The sequence below is a fragment of the Anabaena sp. 90 genome, from assembly GCF_000312705.1.
GTDB classification, from domain to species: Bacteria; Cyanobacteriota; Cyanobacteriia; order Cyanobacteriales; family Nostocaceae; genus Dolichospermum; species Dolichospermum lemmermannii.
Genome location: NC_019439.1, coordinates 593,583 through 610,660, shown reverse-complemented (window position 1 = coordinate 610,660; position 17,078 = coordinate 593,583). Strand labels below are relative to the sequence as shown.

Below are 17,078 nucleotides of genomic sequence, written 5' to 3'. Positions count from 1 at the left end.
CAACGGACAAAGAACAACTGACCACTGACAACTGACAACTTCCTAAATTCGCAAAGCCACCATTTTCTGGACTGCTTCGACGATTTGCTCTGGTTGGATAATAGTTAGACGCTCAAGATTACCATTGTAAGGTGTGGGGATATCTTGAGAAGAAAGCCGCAACACAGGTGCATCTAATTCATCAAATAAGCGGTCATTAATAGAAGCAACTAATTCTGCACCAATACCCCCAGTTCTCATGCACTCTTCCACAACAATCACCCGGTGAGTCTTGCGAATTGATGCGCCAATAGTTTCAAAATCAAGAGGTTTCAAGGAAATTAAGTCAATAACTTCTGGATCATAACCTTGTTTTTCCAAAACTTTCACAGCTTGCAGCACATGATACCGCATCCGCGAATAAGTGAGAATTGTCACATCCTTACCTTGACGAACAACTTCAGCTTTATCTAGCGGTAGCACATATTCTGTTTCTGGCAGGTCTTCTTTTAAGTTATAAAGTAAAACGTGTTCAAAAAATAACACAGGGTTATCATCGCGGATAGCTGCTTTCAGTAATCCTTTAGCGTTATAAGGTGTGGAACAAGCCACAATTTTTAAACCAGGAACAGCTTGGAAATAAGCTTCAAGACGTTGGGAATGTTCCGCACCAAGCTGTCTACCCACACCCCCAGGTCCACGAATCACCATCGGGATTTTAAAGTTACCACCGGAAGTGTAACGTAACATCCCCGCATTATTAGAAATTTGGTTGAAGGCCAGGAGCAGAAAGCCCATATTCATGCCTTCAATAATCGGTCTTAATCCAGTCATAGCCGCCCCTACAGCTATCCCAGTAAAGCTATTTTCCGCAATGGGGGTATCTAAAACTCGCAAATCACCATATTTTTGGTGTAAGTCTTTAGTAACTTTATAAGAACCGCCGTAGTGTCCTACGTCTTCACCCAGAATGAATACGCTAGAATCGCGGGACATTTCTTCGTCAATAGCTTCCCGCAGGGCGTTGAAAAATAGTGTTTCTGCCATTTAGACCTTTATCGCAATTTATCGTTATAGAATTTTATCGTGCCATTGTCCCGAATACAGTCAAGCCTAGCACTGTTGTTGAGAACATCAGATAATTCTTTATAATCCACTTTTTGCACGTAGCGGTAGAAAATTCATGATATCTGACTTGAAGAATAATTGCACGAAAAAATCACAAAAGTTGGTTAAAGTGGAGTAAAATACAAACAACATCTTTATCTAGCTGAATATAGACACTTACCAACAAAGACTGATTGGGGAAATGCGTTATTACTTCTATCTAGTAGTCTGTTAAATTTATTTTGACGGGTTTTTGGTAGTGCAAGCATCTTACCCGCGTGAGCGAGACGCTCACACTACAGTCCATCATTTTTATCTTGACAAACTACTAGTACACTGCGGCGTAAGTAAGATAACCATTAAAAATCCCTAAAAAGCTTATACAATCTGCTTTTTTAATTTTTAATTGTTAATTTTTAATTCCGCCCTGCGGTACTAGTTTTGTTTGTACTTTTGTCTAAATCTCTAATTATCAATTTTTCACTCCTACCCATTGAGTCACAGGAGACATGGATTTCCAACCTAGAAATTTACCAATAGGTTCGGCTCGTTGAATAGCAATCCGGGTAAAGTTTCCTCCCACTTTTTCATACCATTGATATAATCTTTGTTCACCTGCCAAAGTGACAACATTAACCACCATTCTACCTCCAGGAAGCAAGACATTCCAACAATTTTCTAATATTTCTGATGCTGTCACACCACCACCAATAAAAATTGCGTTTGGTGCTGGTAAATTTGGGATGACTTCTAAGGCTTTACCTGCCATAATTTGTAAATTTGGTGTTCCCAAAGCAGCCGCATTATCAGCAATATAATTTAGTCTAGTGGAATTTTGTTCAATAGCGATCGCTCGACATCTTCTATCACTTCGCAGCCATTCTATAGAAATAGAGCCACAACCAGCCCCCACATCCCACAGCAATTCCCCCGGTAAAGGTGCTAAACTCGATAATGTCACCGCCCGGACTTCCCTTTTCGTCAATTGTCCATCATGATGAAAAGCATTGTCAGGTAAACCGGGAAATCTGGATAAACCAACAATTCCCCTATCAGCAATACATTCCACCGCAATAGTATTTAAAGCCGCGACATTTTTTTCTTGCCAATTAGTAGCGATATCTGTGATAATGTTCTCATTAATATTACCCATTTTTTCTAAAACGGTAATTTGACTATTACCATAACCGCGATTTATTAAAATTTCTGCGACATGAGCGGGAGTATTTTTTCCCTCACTTAAAATTAATAATTTTGCACCGGGATAAATATAAGATTGCAGTAAAGAAACCGGACGACCACATAAACTTAAAGTTTCGACTTCTGTTAATGACCATCCTAATCGAGAACAAGCCAGACTAAAAGCGGAAGGTGCAGGAATAATTGTAATTTCCGAAATAGGAATATCTTTCAGAATAGTTGCACCCACACCATAACATAAAGGGTCGCCACTAGCTAAAATACAAACTGCTTGACCACGACGACTGATAATTTCGGTTATGGAAGTTGTAAAAGGTGATTTCCAGGGAATTTTTTCCCGGTTGTCGTCAGGTGGTAACATAGAAAGATGACGTTCACCACCAAAGATAATCTGAGCTTTGTCTAAGCAGGAAACAGCAATGGGACTTAACCCTGCTAAACCATCTTCACCGATACCGATAATTGATAACCATTTTTGCATAATTCGTGAGGTTGTTTGTTTTGCTGGAATATCGCTTTTATTACCTTACCGTGAGGGGATGTAAAGTTGGTGCTTTGAGTTGAATAAGAGTATTTTTTCTCGCAGAGACGCAGAGGCGCAAAGAAGAGCGCGTAATGTATTGTTTTTACAACATATTTATAAACCTCATTAATACAATTTGTCATAATTAAATTTACTTATTTGATAAATTTACAGAGGTAGATGGTAAAAAATATGTTAAATATTTAGAATAGATGTCTATTTATATTATTGGAGTTTTATGTACCCCATATTTATCCTATTGAAAGAAGGAATATACTTATTTCAAGAAGCACATAAATCTAAGTTAAATCCTACTGGTTTAGAAGGAAATATTTTACTATTTTTTAGAGATTTAAAAAAATCAATAGATACAAAGAATTTAGATAAACTAAATGAATTAATATCTGATAAATATTATAGTGAATCTTACCCTCAGACTAATAAGAATCAACTAATATTCTATTTTGAATCTGTTTTCAAATCTTTACCATTTTTGACTAGTCCTTCTTTAGAGGTAGAAATTTGTAAAATTCCAGAATTTAGAAGTCAAAAGCAAGTTTTTTTAGTTATTAGACCTATTTTAAATGTTCATTTATTAGGAATAATAAATTTATTTTACCAAGGTTTTGGGACAGAAAAAAGAATGGGTGTAATTTTAGAGAAAAATCAAAATTCTGGGTTATTTACTATTGTTAATATGGAAGATATTTCATATCTTGAATCTAAATAAGTAAGTAAGTAGACGAAAATAAATCAAAGTAGATTAAGTAATGTAAAAAATCTGGAGATGATTTCGTAGTAAGGGCTTCAGCCCTCAAATGAGGAATAAATTCCTCACTACAAACTTTGAATTATTCAAGCCGTTTTACTTAGGTTAGCATTGAAAATCGTCGTTATGGCACTAGGCAAGAGGCAAGAGGCAAGAGTGAAGAGGGTTTGGGCGATTTTACTTTTCGTTACATATTTCGGTTTTTTTCCGTTCACCTACTTAATATCCTTTTAATTATTGAAAATTTAATAAATTGAAATTCTGGTTTTTGAGATTTAACCCAGGGATGAATACCATGTTGGGTTGATTGATATTTTTTTGCTGTTAATATACATCTTACATGATCCTACCAAACCGCCTGAGAATGAATTCTCAGTCTCATAGCAAAAGTCTGTTAAAACAGACTGCATAAATATCAATCTTCATTCAGCTTTAGCTGAATTTTGCTATTAGCCAAGAAATGAATTTCTTGGCGGTGGTGATATCATTTAGTAAATGGATTAACATAATAAAAATGAGGTTTATCTATGAAATTAATACCACAATACCCACCGCTAGTAAACCTAGAAATTATTGAAATCTATGAATATTATGATTTTCCCTGTTTATTTAGTTGTCAAAATGCTTCAGGACAGATTTTTTTAGCTGTTTGGATAGATGAAATACCAGATCATAAAACTTGGCTTTATTCTCCCATGTCAAAAGGAAGATTAAAAAATATTCGTTCTGGTAATCTTGATTTATATGATGCTTTTAAAAAATCAGAAGATGGTTTTATTTATCAAGCTATAATTTCCGAAAATGATAATTTGGATGTTGTAGAAATTATATTTTGTGAAAATCTCAATGATGAATATTTACCCATAGCTGGTGAAACTATTGATTTCTCTGATGCAGTTTTTCCTCTAGAAAATAAGGAAAAAATCAAGATTTGATTTAAAAATACCAGTATATATAAAAATTTTATTACTGTTGTAATTATTGTAGCTATTTATAAGGAGAAATTATGAACATTAATACATCTTTAGATCAAATCATTCTTGATAAGAATAACATCATTCAACAACAAACTAGCCAAGATATCAAACAAATTATTCAAACCGCAATTGGTCTTGATTATCAAAAAATTCAACAGCCAGAAAATGATCCTCTTGCTTTATTTAAACAAAGTGACTTTATTGCTTGTGGAAAAAGTGATCCTGATTTGTCTAGCACTTACAAAACTCAATTAAAAACCATTTTTTAGGATATAATAAAAATATCAATAGTCTTAGTAAAAATTAACGCAGTAATTTAATATGCCTACTGAAACTATTACACTACAAATACCCGAAATTATCTATCAACGGTTAGTTAATACCGCCCATGCTACCCAGCGCCCTTTAGAGGAGGTTATACTTCATGCTTTACAAGTGGGTAGTCCACCAGCATGGGATGATGTACCAGAGGAATTTCAAGCCGAACTAGCAGCTTTAGATAAGTTAAATGATAATGCTCTTTGGCAAATTTTCCATAGTCATAAAACAGTAACAGATATGGAAGAATACAATAGCTTACTAGAGAAAAATTCTCATAGTACACTAACAGAAACAGAAAGATTAAATTTAACATCTTTGCGATATAAAGCTGATCTTTTCATGTTACGTAAAGCCCAATCCGCAGTTTTACTTCGTTGGCGTGGATATAGTTTACCAAATCTTTAAAATATTGAAATTGTTGTGTCTACTTATATTTCTGAAAATTTAAGAAAACAAATCATTGATAATGATAAATCACGTTGCTGTTATTGCTTAACATCCGAAGTAAATAGCGGTATTACTATGACCTATGATCATATTCAACCAGTTTCACAAAGAGGAGATACAACTTTTGAAAATTTGTGTTTAGCTTGTCGTTCTTGTAATGAATATAAAAGTAATTTAACTGAGTCTATAGATCCTTTAAGTTGTGAAACAATATCACTTTTTAATCCTCGTAAACAGATTTGGTCAGAACATTTTATCTGGAGTGCTGACGGTACAAAAGTTGAGGGTATTACTGCTATAGGTCGCGCTACAATAATTAGGTTACGTATGAATAACCCTGTTATTATAGTTGCTCGTAAACGTTGGGTAATGAGTGGTTGGCATCCTCCTAATGATTAAAAAAATTGACAATAGCCAAAAATACCATCTTATGGTAAACTACTAAATCTGAGAGTTAGGAAACTTCGGTTCAATTCCGAGACTGTGCCGCAACTGTAAAGCAATTTGAGGTGATTGAAGTTTAATTAAAAATCTCACATTGAGTAAGTCAGAATGCTAACTCTCAAGTGTTCACTTCCATTCTGTCTCTGCGTCACACAGAGAAGGAGTTATAATTTTGCAAATTCCATTTACCGCTTGTCCGGGATTATTTTACAGCACACCAGCCCAAGACGGTCTTCTTTATCGGCTAAGAATACCAGGGGGAATCATCAATTGTCAACAATTTCAGACTATTGCAGATATTGCTGATAATCATGGTAGTGGCTATATTGATATTACTAACCGCGCTAATATTCAAATTAGAGAAATTCAACAAAGCATAAATATTGAAGTTCTGAAAAAATTCCAAGCATTAGGTTTAGCTTCTACCAATGCCAAGATAGATCATATCCGCAACATCATGACCAATCCCACAGCGGGTATTGATATAGAAGAATTAATAGATATTCGTCCCTTAGTGAAAGATTGGGAAGAATATATTACCGCACATTCTCATCTTGGTGAATTATCTGCAAAATTTAGCGTTTGCTTCGATAGTGGAGGCAAAGTTTCCGTAAGATATCAACCCAATGATATTATATTGGCAGCAGAATTAAATAACAGCAATGTATATTTGCGGTTATATCTCAGCTATGGAGAAAAAGGAGAACCAGCAAAAGACACAGGAATTGTATTCAAACCAGAAAAGGCAATAACAGTTTTAGAAGCATTAGCAGAAACTTACCTCAAACACATAGACACTAAAAACCGTCGCAAATTACGGTTACGAGAAATAATCAATAACATCACAGTTAAAGAATATCTTCATCAAGTCCAAGAAAACCTCAACCCAGGTATACTGAAAATTACAAAAACTCCTCTCCGTGCCTTTGCGCCTCTGCGAGAAAAAACTCATATTGGCATTCATTCTCAACGCCAAACCGGATTATATTATATTGGGATAGTCTTACCCTTGGGAAGATTAGAAACTTCGCAAATTAGAGGTTTAGCAAATATTGCCAAAAGGTATGGTGATAATAATATCAGGTTAACACCTTGGCAAAACTTACTATTAACCGATATTCCCCAAAACCAAATTAGCGAAGTTGAGCAAGAAATTACCAATTTAGGTTTAAACTCATCACCAACCGACATCAAAAGTTTTTTAGTAGCTTGTTCCGGGAAACGGGGTTGTGCTGCTGCGGCCACAGAAACTAAAGATGATGCCTTAAATTTGGTAAAATACCTGGACAGTCTGATGATTCTAGATTCTTCAGTCAATATCCACTTTAGTGGTTGTAGCAAATCTTGCGCTCAACACACACAAGCTGATATTACTTTACTTGGTATTACCACAGAAACCCCTGGCTATCAAGTTTATGTTTTGGGTCATTTACTTTATGAATATGTGACTATAGCGAAAATTCCGATTTTGATTCCAGAAATGTTGGCAGTGTATCAAAAACAACGTCTAAATTTACAAGAAACCTTTGGACAATTTATTCAGCGTCACAGCCACCAATTAAATCAATTATTTAAGTATTAATGCCAAATATATTTCACATTTCATTTGTCTGTATGCTTTATCCAATCAAGGATACAGAATAAAAAAATAGGAAATTAATATTGCACAGGTACTTATCCAATCATCTTAATCAAATAAATCACAAAAATCACAGTCCAATTTAACCTTTACAACCTAAAAATCTCATGTTTGATTACATCCGTGATGGTAACGAAATATATCGTAATTCCTTTGCAATTATTCGGTCAGAGTCCAATCTGGAAAGATTCCCTGAAGATGTAGCGAAAGTTGCTGTCCGCATGATTCACGCCTGTGGAATGACGGATATTGTCAATGACTTAGAATATTCATCTACAGCGGTAGAAGCCGGAAAAAAAGCCCTAATTGGCGGTTCACTGATTTTGTGTGATTCTTACATGGTAGCGGAAGGTGTTACCAGAAAAAGATTACCCAAGAATAATAAAGTTCTCTGTACACTCAATGATCCAGAAGTGCCACAATTAGCCAAAAGATTAAGAAATACCAGGTCAGCAGCGGCTTTAGAATTTTGGCGTTTCCATATAGAAGGGGCAATTGTGGTGATTGGGAATGCCCCCACAGCCCTATTTAGGCTATTGGAAATGCTGGACGAAGGTATCCCCAGACCGGCGTTAATATTGGGCTTTCCTGTTGGTTTCGTGGGTGCAGTCGAGTCAAAAGTCGCATTGGCCGCAGATAGCCGCAATGTCCCATTTATGACTTTACATGGTAGACGGGGCGGAAGTGCGATCGCTGCGGCTGCTGTTAACGCTTTAGCAAGTGAGGAAGAGTAATGACTAACTCTGGAGGTCGTCTTTATGGAATTGGTGTGGGACCTGGAGACCCTGAACTCATCACCTTAAAAGCCTTGCGTCTCCTCCGTTCTGCCCCAGTTATCGCTTATCAATCAGCTACAGATAAAGAAAGTATTGCCAGAAAAATCGTTTCTTCATACTTGGATAATAGTCAGATTGAGGTAGCATTTCATCTGCCTCGCGCCTTAGAACCAGAAAAGGCTAAATCTATCTATGACCAAGAAACTCAACCTATTGCTGACCATTTAGCAGCAGGTCGGGATGTGGTGGTTATCTGTGAAGGAGATCCGTTTTTCTACGGTTCATTTATGTACCTTTTTACTCGGTTAGCTGATAAATATAAAACGGAAGTCGTCCCCGGAGTTTCCTCACTTATGGCCTGTCCCGTGGCTTTGGGTTTACCATTCACCTATTACAATGATGTCCTGACGGTTTTACCTGCACCATTACCAGTAGAAGTTCTCACTAATCAGCTTTTATCTACTGATGCTGCGGCGATTATGAAACTTGGTCGTCATTTTCCGAAAATTAGGAATCTTCTCCATGAATTAGGACTAGCTTCACGGGCTAGATACATTGAACGGGCTACAAGCACACAACAGCGGATATTGCCCCTTGATGAAGTTAATCCAGAAGATGTACCTTATTTTTCTATGATTGTGATTCCTACTAAAAGTAAGTTGTAGTTGTCACAAATTATGTTTCGCGCAAAGGTACAAAGAAGCAAAGGCGCAAAGGTTTAAGGGTTTACAGGATTAGGATTTTCTATGAATACAAGGGTAGCCCCTGCGGTTGTGGTTTTGAGTCAGAATAGCGTTATGGTGGGGCGAAAAATTACCAATGTCTTACCAGGTGCGAAACTATATGGTTTAGTTAATCGTACTCATGATGTTGATATTAGCTTTAGCAATTTTGGCGAAACTGTGCGAGAATTATTCGCCGCTGGTACACCCATAATTGGTATTTGTGCGGCTGGTATTCTTATTAGAACAATTGCACCTTTATTGACTGACAAAGGACAAGAACCGCCAGTTTTAGCTGTAGCGGAAGATGGTAGTGCTGTAGTTCCACTTTTGGGTGGTTTAAATGGTGTTAATGATTTAGCGCGTCAAGTCGGGGAAGCACTTAATATAAAACCAGCAATTACCACCACAGGAGATATCCGCTTTCATACTGCTTTGTTGTCTCCTCCCTCTGGATATCATTTAGCTAACCCAGAACATGGGAAAAAATTTATTGCTGATTTATTAGCGGGGGGAAAAGTTAGGTTAGAGGGAACAGCACCTTGGTTGAGTGAGAGTAATTTACCTATTGATGAAAATGGTGAGTTAATTATTCAAGTTACCGAAAATTTGGGCAATCCTAGCTCTAATTGTTTAGTGTATCATCCTGCCAAGATAGCGATCGCCATATCAACTAAAATTATTAACCCCACCACAGGACAACCCCAGGGAAAATTAGCTATTATTGGTATAGGTCCAGGTGCATCTCAATGGATGTCACCGCAAGTAAAAGAAATTCTAGCAGCAGCAACGGATTTAGTTGGTTATAAAACCTATATTAATTTAATTGGACATCTTGCCGATGGTAAGCGCGTCCATGAATCAGATAATCGAGTAGAAGCAGAAAGGGCATATCAGGCCTTAGAGTTAGCCGCAGAGGGAAAATATGTAGTAGTTGTATCTTCCGGTGACCCCGGTATTTACGCAATGGCAGCGGCTGTTTTTGAGGTTTTAGAGCAATATCATCAACCAGAATGGCAAACAATTGATATTCAAGTCGCTCCTGGTATTTCTGCTATGCAAGCCGCAGCAGCCAGGATTGGTGCGCCTTTGGGGCATGATTTTTGTGTGATTTCTCTCTCTGACATTTTAAAACCTTGGGAAATTATCGCTCAACGCATTACCGCTGCGGCTATAAGTGATTTTGTGATTGCTTTTTATAATCCTGTATCAAAAGAACGCACTTGGCAACTAGCAGCCGCGAAAAAGATTTTAATGGAACACCGCAAACCTCATACCCCAGTCGTCTTAGGACGAAATCTAGGGAGGAAGGGAGAAGAAGTTAAGGTAATTACCCTGGAAGAGTTAGAACCAGCATTAGCAGATATGCGAACTGTCATTATTATCGGTTCTTCCCACACGCGACAAATTCAGCAGGATAATCATATTTGGGTTTATACTTCCCGCAGATATAACTCTGAAGAATGATGTTTTTTATCTGAATAATAATATCCTTCTTCCTTTCTCCTTCTTTTCTCCTTTCTCCTTCCTTCTTCTTTCTTTCTCTTTTGTCCTTTCTCCTTTCTCCTTCCTTCTTCTTTCTTTCTCTTTTGTCCTTTTTCCTTTCTCCTTCTTTCTCCTTCCTTCTCCTTCCTTCTTCTTTCTTTCTCCTGACTCCTGACTCCTGACTCCTGACTCCTCTAAGATATAATCCACTTAATTATGTCTAGTTTATATCGGAAAAAGACTTGATTTTTTTATTCTGATCATCAACAATAAAAACATCATGTTCCAGACATGATTGTAGCCAATAAAAGTGACAGAAGCCCTAATAATGTCCGCCCTCGCGGACATTTTACTTATTAAAAATTCTTGTCAGCTTTTTACAGGCATTTTTAGATAAATGAATCACATTTTTAGATCTCACGCAGAGGCGCGGAGGCAGAAAGGAGATAGGAAGAAGGTAAGACAAAAATTGAAGTGTTATTTAAATAAATTAAAAATCTCAAATAATACAAATTATGATCACATAAAAGGCGAGTAACCCCGCCTATGTTAATCTATTTATTTCATGCTTTTTTCAAATTGGTGTTATATTGATTTTGCCAGGTTGTCAAAATATCAATAACTACCAGCCCAAGTTATCCATTTATGGGATAAACCTATATGCAAAATTTCTCCAGTTATCTCAAGTTCAGTTATGATAGTTGTTGTTAAATCAACGCCCATTAATTCGGCTTCATTGATATTACTATCAATTAAATTGGCTTTATGGAGATTTGCACCGGTAAAGTCAGCACCACTCATTTCTGCTTGACTAAGGTTTGCACCTACCAAGTTTGCTGAAGTTAAATTTGCAGTTCGCAAATCAGCACGACTCAGGTTAGTTTTTTTGAGGCTGACTCTGGTTAAATCAGCACCAATTAAGTTGACTTCACTTAAGTTTGCATTTTCTAAATTTGCTCTACTTAAATCAGCATTAGTTAAATTTGCTCTACTAAGATTACAATCGCTTAAATTTGCCCTACTAAGATCAGCACCGCTTAAATCTGCTGCTTCTAAATTTATTCCTCTCAAATCAACATGATTTAACTTAGCTTGGTGCAGATTTATGCCAGAGAAATTCCTTTCTCCTGATTTATATGACTTCAGGAGTTTTCTAGTGTCCATTATTCCACCTCTTTATATCTACAGGTGAGTTATTACACTTCCCAAACCACAAACAATTACTTGAGTTTCTAGCGACTAAAATTATTAGCTAAAAATCGTATATTCATTATACTCTAATTAAGAAGCTAATTAAATAAACGTTAGAATTTAGTTAGGTTATAAAAAAACATAGCAATACTTACATCAATAATACTTTTATGACAGCTAATTTAATATCTCATTCCCCTTCTGACTTTATCACCTCCTTATCCCATACTGCTACTGCGTATCGGGAAGGAAGTCAAGTTCCCTCGGCTGAAGTAATAGTAAATGCGTTGCTGGAAGCGGAAAAAACCGCAAAGCTACAAAAGTTAAATTACCCTTTTGAATCTCTGGGTGGTAAATGGCGACTTTGTTTTGCTACTGGGACTAAAAAAGTTAGAAACCGGGGCGGAATTATTTTAGGTAAGGGTTGGTATGTCCCGAAATTTACGAAAATTCATCTTTGTTTTAGTAGCACAGAAGAACAGACTTTAGGAAAGGGGGAAATTGCTAATCAGGTCCAATTGGGAGGGATTTTATTGAAACTCACAGGACCAATAAAATATTTAGGAAAAAAGAATTTATTGGCTTTTGATTTTACCCAAATGCAAATTAGTTTATTTAATTGGATGTTTGTCAATAAACAAATTCGCTCTGGTAAAGTTGAAAGTGGGAACTTTGATAACCAACCTATAGCTAAATTACCTTTTTTTGCTTTCTTTCTAATTACCGAAAACTTGATTGCTGCCCGTGGTCGTGGTGGTGGTTTAGCACTTTGGATTAAGGATAATTAATCTTTTCGGCAATAAAGAACCCCTCCCCGCTTGCGAGGAGGGGGCTATGATTTAGTTTATTAAATTCGGTAAAAAGTAGATAAATCAAATTTTAATTTATGCAACTTCTCAATTTCTCTATAGAGAAAGAAATAAACACTAATTCTCATGGTCACAGCACAAACAATTAAAAAATAAATCCGCTATTACCTGCTGTAGCCAAGCTGGAAAAAAATCGTAATGAGAATTTAACACCATCTGGCAACAGAAGGATTAAAATCAGAACGGACAGATTAGCCCTGTAATCAAGGAGGCTTAGAAAACAATGTCCGATTTAAATCGCGGAATTATGAAATTTGAAGGTGCAGATTCACCTAAACTAATTACCATCTCCACTGTGGTACTTTTAGGATCAATTGCTGGACTGATTCTATGGGCGCTTACTGGTGCTTATGCACTAGGATAGATTCCGAGAATAACAATTCAGGACACTAGCAAGTAAGACTACCATTGCTCTCTAGTGTCCTATATAGTAAATAGTTATTTTTGTTAACAACAAACTGAGAAATTTCCGCTCTAAAATTTTAGATTATAAAATAATGATTAATTTTTTTGGGATCTTAATTATTTTAATTTTTTGTCCACTGTTAGGGGCAATACCGCTCATTTCCTGGATTACTTATGCCCTGAGTGGTAAAAAATTAGCCAATATGGGGACAGGAAATATTAGCGTTGCAGCGGCATTTTATCACGGTGGTAAATTAGCAGGAAGCATCTGTGTCGTCTCTGAAGCCGTCAAGGGCGTTGCTGTTGTCACAATTGCCCAATATTGTTTTCCTTCACAACCATTCTCCGAAATTATTGCTTTAATTGCCTTGGTTATCGGTAGATACGTGGCTACTAAAGGGGCAGGAACAACAAACGTCGCTTGGGGATTGCTGGCACATGATCCTTTGGTAGCTGCCTTTGTTAGCTTACTTGCAGCTATTGGCTTTTTGATTACTCGCTCTAAAGAAACAATTAAATTAGGGGTATTAGTCATATTTCCCCTATTTGTGGGGATTGTCCATTCCCAGGATATAGCCAGAATTATCGCTGCTTTTGCCTTGTCGGCATTAATTTACTGGATTTATAACCAAATTCCTGATGATTTAAATCTCCCAGTTGAGGAAGCAAATCCAGAATCTCAACCAATGATGGCATATTTAAATCATGAGGAGAAGATTATTACTTTAGATGATGACTTAGATGGGGAAGTCGTAGGAGCTAAATCTGCAACATTATCGCAACTTAAACGTTGGGGTTATGCAGTTCCGAAAGGTTGGGTATTATCTCCTGATGATGATCCCACACCTTTAATTGATTTTCTGCAACCATCACAACTTTCACCTTTAGTAGTGCGTTCTTCTGCCATTGGGGAAGACTCACAACAGGCATCAGCCGCGGGACAGTATGAAACAATTTTAAATGTGATCAGTAAGGCAGAACTGCGACAAGCGATCGCTCAAGTCCAAGCCTCCTATAATCATCCCAGTGCCGTCGAATATCGCCGTCGTAGCAGTTCAGAGGATGCGGCAATGGGGGTACTCATTCAGCAACAAGTTCAAAGCGTATTCTCTGGCGTAGCTTTTAGCCGAGATCCTATTTCTCAACAGGGTGAGGGTGTAGTTATCGAAGCTGTATCTGGTAGTCCTACGCAAATCGTATCGGGAAAAGTGACACCAGAACAATATCTAGTCGTGGTTGCTGGTGATGAAAAATTGTCTTGTCTGCAATTTGAAGGCAATGGGAAAGTTCCCCAAGCATTAATTAAGCAAGTTGCATACCTAGCCCGTCGTTTAGAAAGACGTTATTTGGGTATTCCCCAAGACATTGAATGGAGTTATGATGGTCAAAATCTGTGGGTATTACAGGCAAGACCAATCACTACGCTTTTACCCTTATGGACAAGGAAAATCGCCGCTGAGGTAATTCCGGGAGTTATTCACCCCTTAACTTGGTCTATTAATTCTCCTTTAACCTGTGGTGTGTGGGGAGAAATTTTTAGTATAGTTTTGGGTGATCGTGCTAAACGCTTAGATTTTGCCACAACAGCAACATTGCATTATTCTAGAGCCTATTTTAATGCTTCCTTGTTAGGAGAAATCTTTTTGGAAATGGGATTACCTCCAGAAAGTTTGGAATTTCTGACTAGAGGTGCAAGTATGAGTAAACCTGCTCTAAATTCCACTTTAGCTAATTTACCAGGACTAACAAAGTTACTCAAGCGGGAAATTGATTTAGACAAAGATTTTAAATCGGATTATCGCCAAGTTTTCATTCCGGGATTAACCCAATTATCAAATGTCGTCATTGCCGAATTATCACTAGATCAATTATTAACTAGAATAGATTTAATTCTCAACTTATTGCATCGGGGAACTTACTACAGTATTTTAGCCCCTTTGAGTGCAGCTATTCGCCAAGCGGTTTTGGGGGCAAAGACAGAGGAAATTGATAATAGTGTCACCCCAGAGGTAGCATCATTAAGAGCTATGCGTCTTCTGGTTGCGGATGCTAAACAAATCTTAATAGCTGGTAACTATGATTTTAAACCAGAACAAGTATTTGCACAATTGGCAGAAACGCCCGCAGGGGAAAGAATTTTAGATGAAATTGACGAATTGATTGAGGATTATGGTTATTTAAGTGAAGTCGGTACAGATATTTCTGTTCCCACTTGGCGAGAAAATCCCCAAATAGTTAGACAATTATTTATCCAGTTGTTACAAGCACCTGAATTGCCAAATTTAGATGATTCCCGTCCCGAACAGGCAAATTTAGTGCAAAAACGAGTTGATCTGAAAGGACGGGTAACGGAAGTTTATTCTCGCTTGTTAGCTGAATTACGATGGACATTTTTGGCTTTGGAACAGATTTGGCTTGAGTCTAGGGTATTAACACAATTAGGAGATATTTTCTTTCTCCAGTTAGATGAAATTCGTGATTTAGTGATTAATTCAGATGTAGCTTTTAGGAATCATTTATTGGCATTAGTCGAAAAAAGGCGATCGCAATTTCTCCAAGATAGCCAAATTACGCAAATTCCCGCCGTAGTTTACGGTTATAATCCTCCTCACCCCATTGCCCCGGTAATTGATCCCTCTGACAACATTTTATTAGGTATTCCTGCTAGTCAAGGACAAATTCAAGGACGGGTGAAAGTAGTCCGAACTTTGCAAGAAGCCCATGATATTGATAAAAACACCATCCTTGTAGTTCCTTACACAGATTCCGGTTGGGCCCCTATCCTCGTGCAAGCTGGGGGTTTAATTGCTGAAGCTGGGGGTAAACTTTCTCACGGGGCAATTATCGCCCGTGAATACGGTATTCCTGCTGTTATGGATGTGCGTGGTGCGACGTATTTGCTGCAAGATGGTCAGGAAGTTCGCATTGATGGCTATAAGGGGACGGTGGAAATACAATAGTCTAAAGCAACACCAGCATAAGCTTCTTTGAGGGCGATAAAGGCAACTTGACGAGGGTTGGTCATGGAATATCAGGTAATTTAGTTCAGAGTTGTCATTATACCTGCCAACATAAGTTCAAAGAGCAAATACTTAGAGTGCGTTAGTGGTAGCGTAAAGCACCAAATGATACCGGAAAACTGATGAAACATGAACTGATGTTATAAGGAGGATAACGTAATGCAGTGCCATATCTCGGAGATTCTTCACTTCGTTCAGAAGGGTATGGCTGTACCCGCAGAGAAAAAGCGAGAAGGAGTCAAAGCGGCATTTGGGATGCCTACAACTGTGTTAAATAGTGAACTGCTTGATGCCCAAGCTACTCGCTCGATCCAGATAGAAGCCATTAAAGTTCCTGGATATCAGATTGAGCTTGGTTTTAGTGGTTCTCCTGTGTGGGATAAACCATTACAGGAAGTTGTGGGTATGGCTGTACCCGCAGAGAAAAAGCGAAAGGGAGTCAAAGCGGCATTTAGGATGCCTATAACTGTGTTAGTGGAAACTGGGGATTTTTCAAATCAAGCCATGCAGCAAAAACCAATAAATTCTTCTCGTTCTTTTAATCGAGTACAAGAAATTAAAGTCAGGGAATTGGAAAAACGTTTCGCAATTTTAGAAATTGATTATGAAGCAGTTTATAACCAATTGAATGAAACACTAGATGCTGAATTTAAAAATAAAATACAGCTAAAACTGAAGAGAATTGAGCAAGAGATGAATGATGTCTTTGGAGAGTTAAAAATGGTCGGATAAAAATTTTATTACAAAAGTCCGCAAATAAGCGACCTTAAGTATAAAACTTATCCAACAGGTTTTGATTTAATGAAGGAGTTTTAGCCCAGACAACACAACCCATATCAGTTACAGATATTGCCAATTTCCTAAATACTGATGAATATGATGTTGAGGAATTATTAGAAAATTGGGTAGAATTTTTAGTCTAAGAAAATAGATCAGAAAATACTTACTACAGCTTCTATCATTTTAGTTTCCGTGATTTCATTAACAAAATATAGAACTCAAACCCATCCCATAGAGAGATGATCCATACCAGCATTTGAAATAAATTATAATCGTATGTACTCAAATAACATACATCTTAAATCCCCTCGTCGCTTGCGGGGAGGTGGGGTTTTTGTATTTAAATCTGGTAGGTTGGTTTAAAGTTAGGAAACCCAACATTTACGGACTTTTGTTGGGTTGTCTCTTAACCGAACAGTATTGA

The 17,078-nt window shown here is 37.3% G+C and carries 17 protein-coding genes; 13 read left to right on the top strand and 4 right to left on the bottom strand.

From position 1 onward, the window contains the following. Positions 1-42 precede the first annotated feature (42 nt). Positions 43-1,026, bottom strand: coding sequence for an alpha-ketoacid dehydrogenase subunit beta (locus ANA_RS21555; protein WP_015083539.1), 984 nt, complete (start codon positions 1,024-1,026; stop codon positions 43-45). Between the two features lie 532 nt (positions 1,027-1,558). Beyond that, positions 1,559-2,767: a bifunctional cobalt-precorrin-7 (C(5))-methyltransferase/cobalt-precorrin-6B (C(15))-methyltransferase gene (locus tag ANA_RS21550; RefSeq protein WP_015083538.1), complete on the bottom strand. Its 1,209-nt coding sequence runs from the start codon at positions 2,765-2,767 to the stop codon at positions 1,559-1,561. Between the two features lie 301 nt (positions 2,768-3,068). On the opposite strand from ANA_RS21550, the gene ANA_RS21545 reads away from it, so the two are divergent. The 9 genes from ANA_RS21545 to cobJ all read left to right on the top strand — a co-directional run bounded on the left by ANA_RS21545 (position 3,069) and on the right by cobJ (position 10,371). Beyond that, the gene (locus ANA_RS21545) at positions 3,069-3,539 is read left to right on the top strand and encodes a hypothetical protein (RefSeq protein WP_148279145.1); all 471 of its coding nucleotides are present in this window, start codon (positions 3,069-3,071) and stop codon (positions 3,537-3,539) included. Between the two features lie 566 nt (positions 3,540-4,105). Further along, complete coding sequence (locus tag ANA_RS21540; RefSeq protein WP_015083536.1) at positions 4,106-4,513, top strand: DUF6575 domain-containing protein; 408 nt, start codon at positions 4,106-4,108, stop codon at positions 4,511-4,513. 71 nt (positions 4,514-4,584) lie between these two features. Next, positions 4,585-4,824: a hypothetical protein gene (locus ANA_RS21535; protein WP_015083535.1), complete on the top strand. Its 240-nt coding sequence runs from the start codon at positions 4,585-4,587 to the stop codon at positions 4,822-4,824. A gap of 52 nt (positions 4,825-4,876) precedes the next feature. Continuing rightward, the gene (locus ANA_RS21530; protein ID WP_015083534.1) at positions 4,877-5,281 is read left to right on the top strand and encodes a hypothetical protein; all 405 of its coding nucleotides are present in this window, start codon (positions 4,877-4,879) and stop codon (positions 5,279-5,281) included. Between the two features lie 15 nt (positions 5,282-5,296). After that, complete coding sequence (locus tag ANA_RS21525) at positions 5,297-5,722, top strand: HNH endonuclease (RefSeq protein ID WP_015083533.1); 426 nt, start codon at positions 5,297-5,299, stop codon at positions 5,720-5,722. A gap of 217 nt (positions 5,723-5,939) precedes the next feature. Further along, on the top strand, positions 5,940-7,349 hold the full coding sequence (cobG, locus tag ANA_RS21520) for a precorrin-3B synthase (protein ID WP_015083532.1): 1,410 nt from the start codon (positions 5,940-5,942) through the stop codon (positions 7,347-7,349). A gap of 164 nt (positions 7,350-7,513) precedes the next feature. Further along, on the top strand, positions 7,514-8,140 hold the full coding sequence (locus ANA_RS21515) for a precorrin-8X methylmutase (RefSeq protein WP_015083531.1): 627 nt from the start codon (positions 7,514-7,516) through the stop codon (positions 8,138-8,140). After that, positions 8,140-8,847, top strand: coding sequence for a precorrin-2 C(20)-methyltransferase (locus ANA_RS21510; RefSeq protein WP_015083530.1), 708 nt, complete (start codon positions 8,140-8,142; stop codon positions 8,845-8,847). Before ANA_RS21515 ends, ANA_RS21510 begins: the two co-directional genes overlap by 1 nt. 81 nt (positions 8,848-8,928) lie before the next feature. Continuing rightward, the gene (gene cobJ / locus ANA_RS21505) at positions 8,929-10,371 is read left to right on the top strand and encodes a precorrin-3B C(17)-methyltransferase (RefSeq protein ID WP_015083529.1); all 1,443 of its coding nucleotides are present in this window, start codon (positions 8,929-8,931) and stop codon (positions 10,369-10,371) included. A 6-nt stretch (positions 10,372-10,377) separates the two neighbouring features. Here cobJ and ANA_RS21500 read toward each other — a convergent pair whose 3' ends face one another. Further along, a complete protein-coding gene (locus tag ANA_RS21500) occupies positions 10,378-10,599 on the bottom strand; it encodes a hypothetical protein (RefSeq protein ID WP_015083528.1) in 222 nt (73 codons plus the stop codon). Between the two features lie 405 nt (positions 10,600-11,004). Next, positions 11,005-11,553 (bottom strand): pentapeptide repeat-containing protein, encoded by a 549-nt coding sequence (locus ANA_RS21495; protein WP_015083527.1) that lies wholly within the window; start codon positions 11,551-11,553, stop codon positions 11,005-11,007. A gap of 197 nt (positions 11,554-11,750) precedes the next feature. Between ANA_RS21495 and ANA_RS21490 the strand changes: the two genes are divergently transcribed. From ANA_RS21490 to ANA_RS21475, 4 genes are all read left to right on the top strand, one after another. Beyond that, on the top strand, positions 11,751-12,368 hold the full coding sequence (locus ANA_RS21490) for a hypothetical protein (RefSeq protein WP_015083526.1): 618 nt from the start codon (positions 11,751-11,753) through the stop codon (positions 12,366-12,368). A 304-nt stretch (positions 12,369-12,672) separates the two neighbouring features. Continuing rightward, positions 12,673-12,813, top strand: a complete 141-nt coding sequence (locus ANA_RS27200; protein WP_015083525.1) for a hypothetical protein — start codon at positions 12,673-12,675, stop codon at positions 12,811-12,813. A 133-nt stretch (positions 12,814-12,946) separates the two neighbouring features. Then, the gene (locus ANA_RS21480; protein ID WP_015083524.1) at positions 12,947-15,814 is read left to right on the top strand and encodes a glycerol-3-phosphate acyltransferase; all 2,868 of its coding nucleotides are present in this window, start codon (positions 12,947-12,949) and stop codon (positions 15,812-15,814) included. 219 nt (positions 15,815-16,033) lie between these two features. Next, entirely contained in the window at positions 16,034-16,606 is a 573-nt protein-coding gene (locus tag ANA_RS21475) for a hypothetical protein (RefSeq protein ID WP_015083523.1), read from the top strand. Positions 16,607-17,078: the final 472 nt, after the last annotated feature.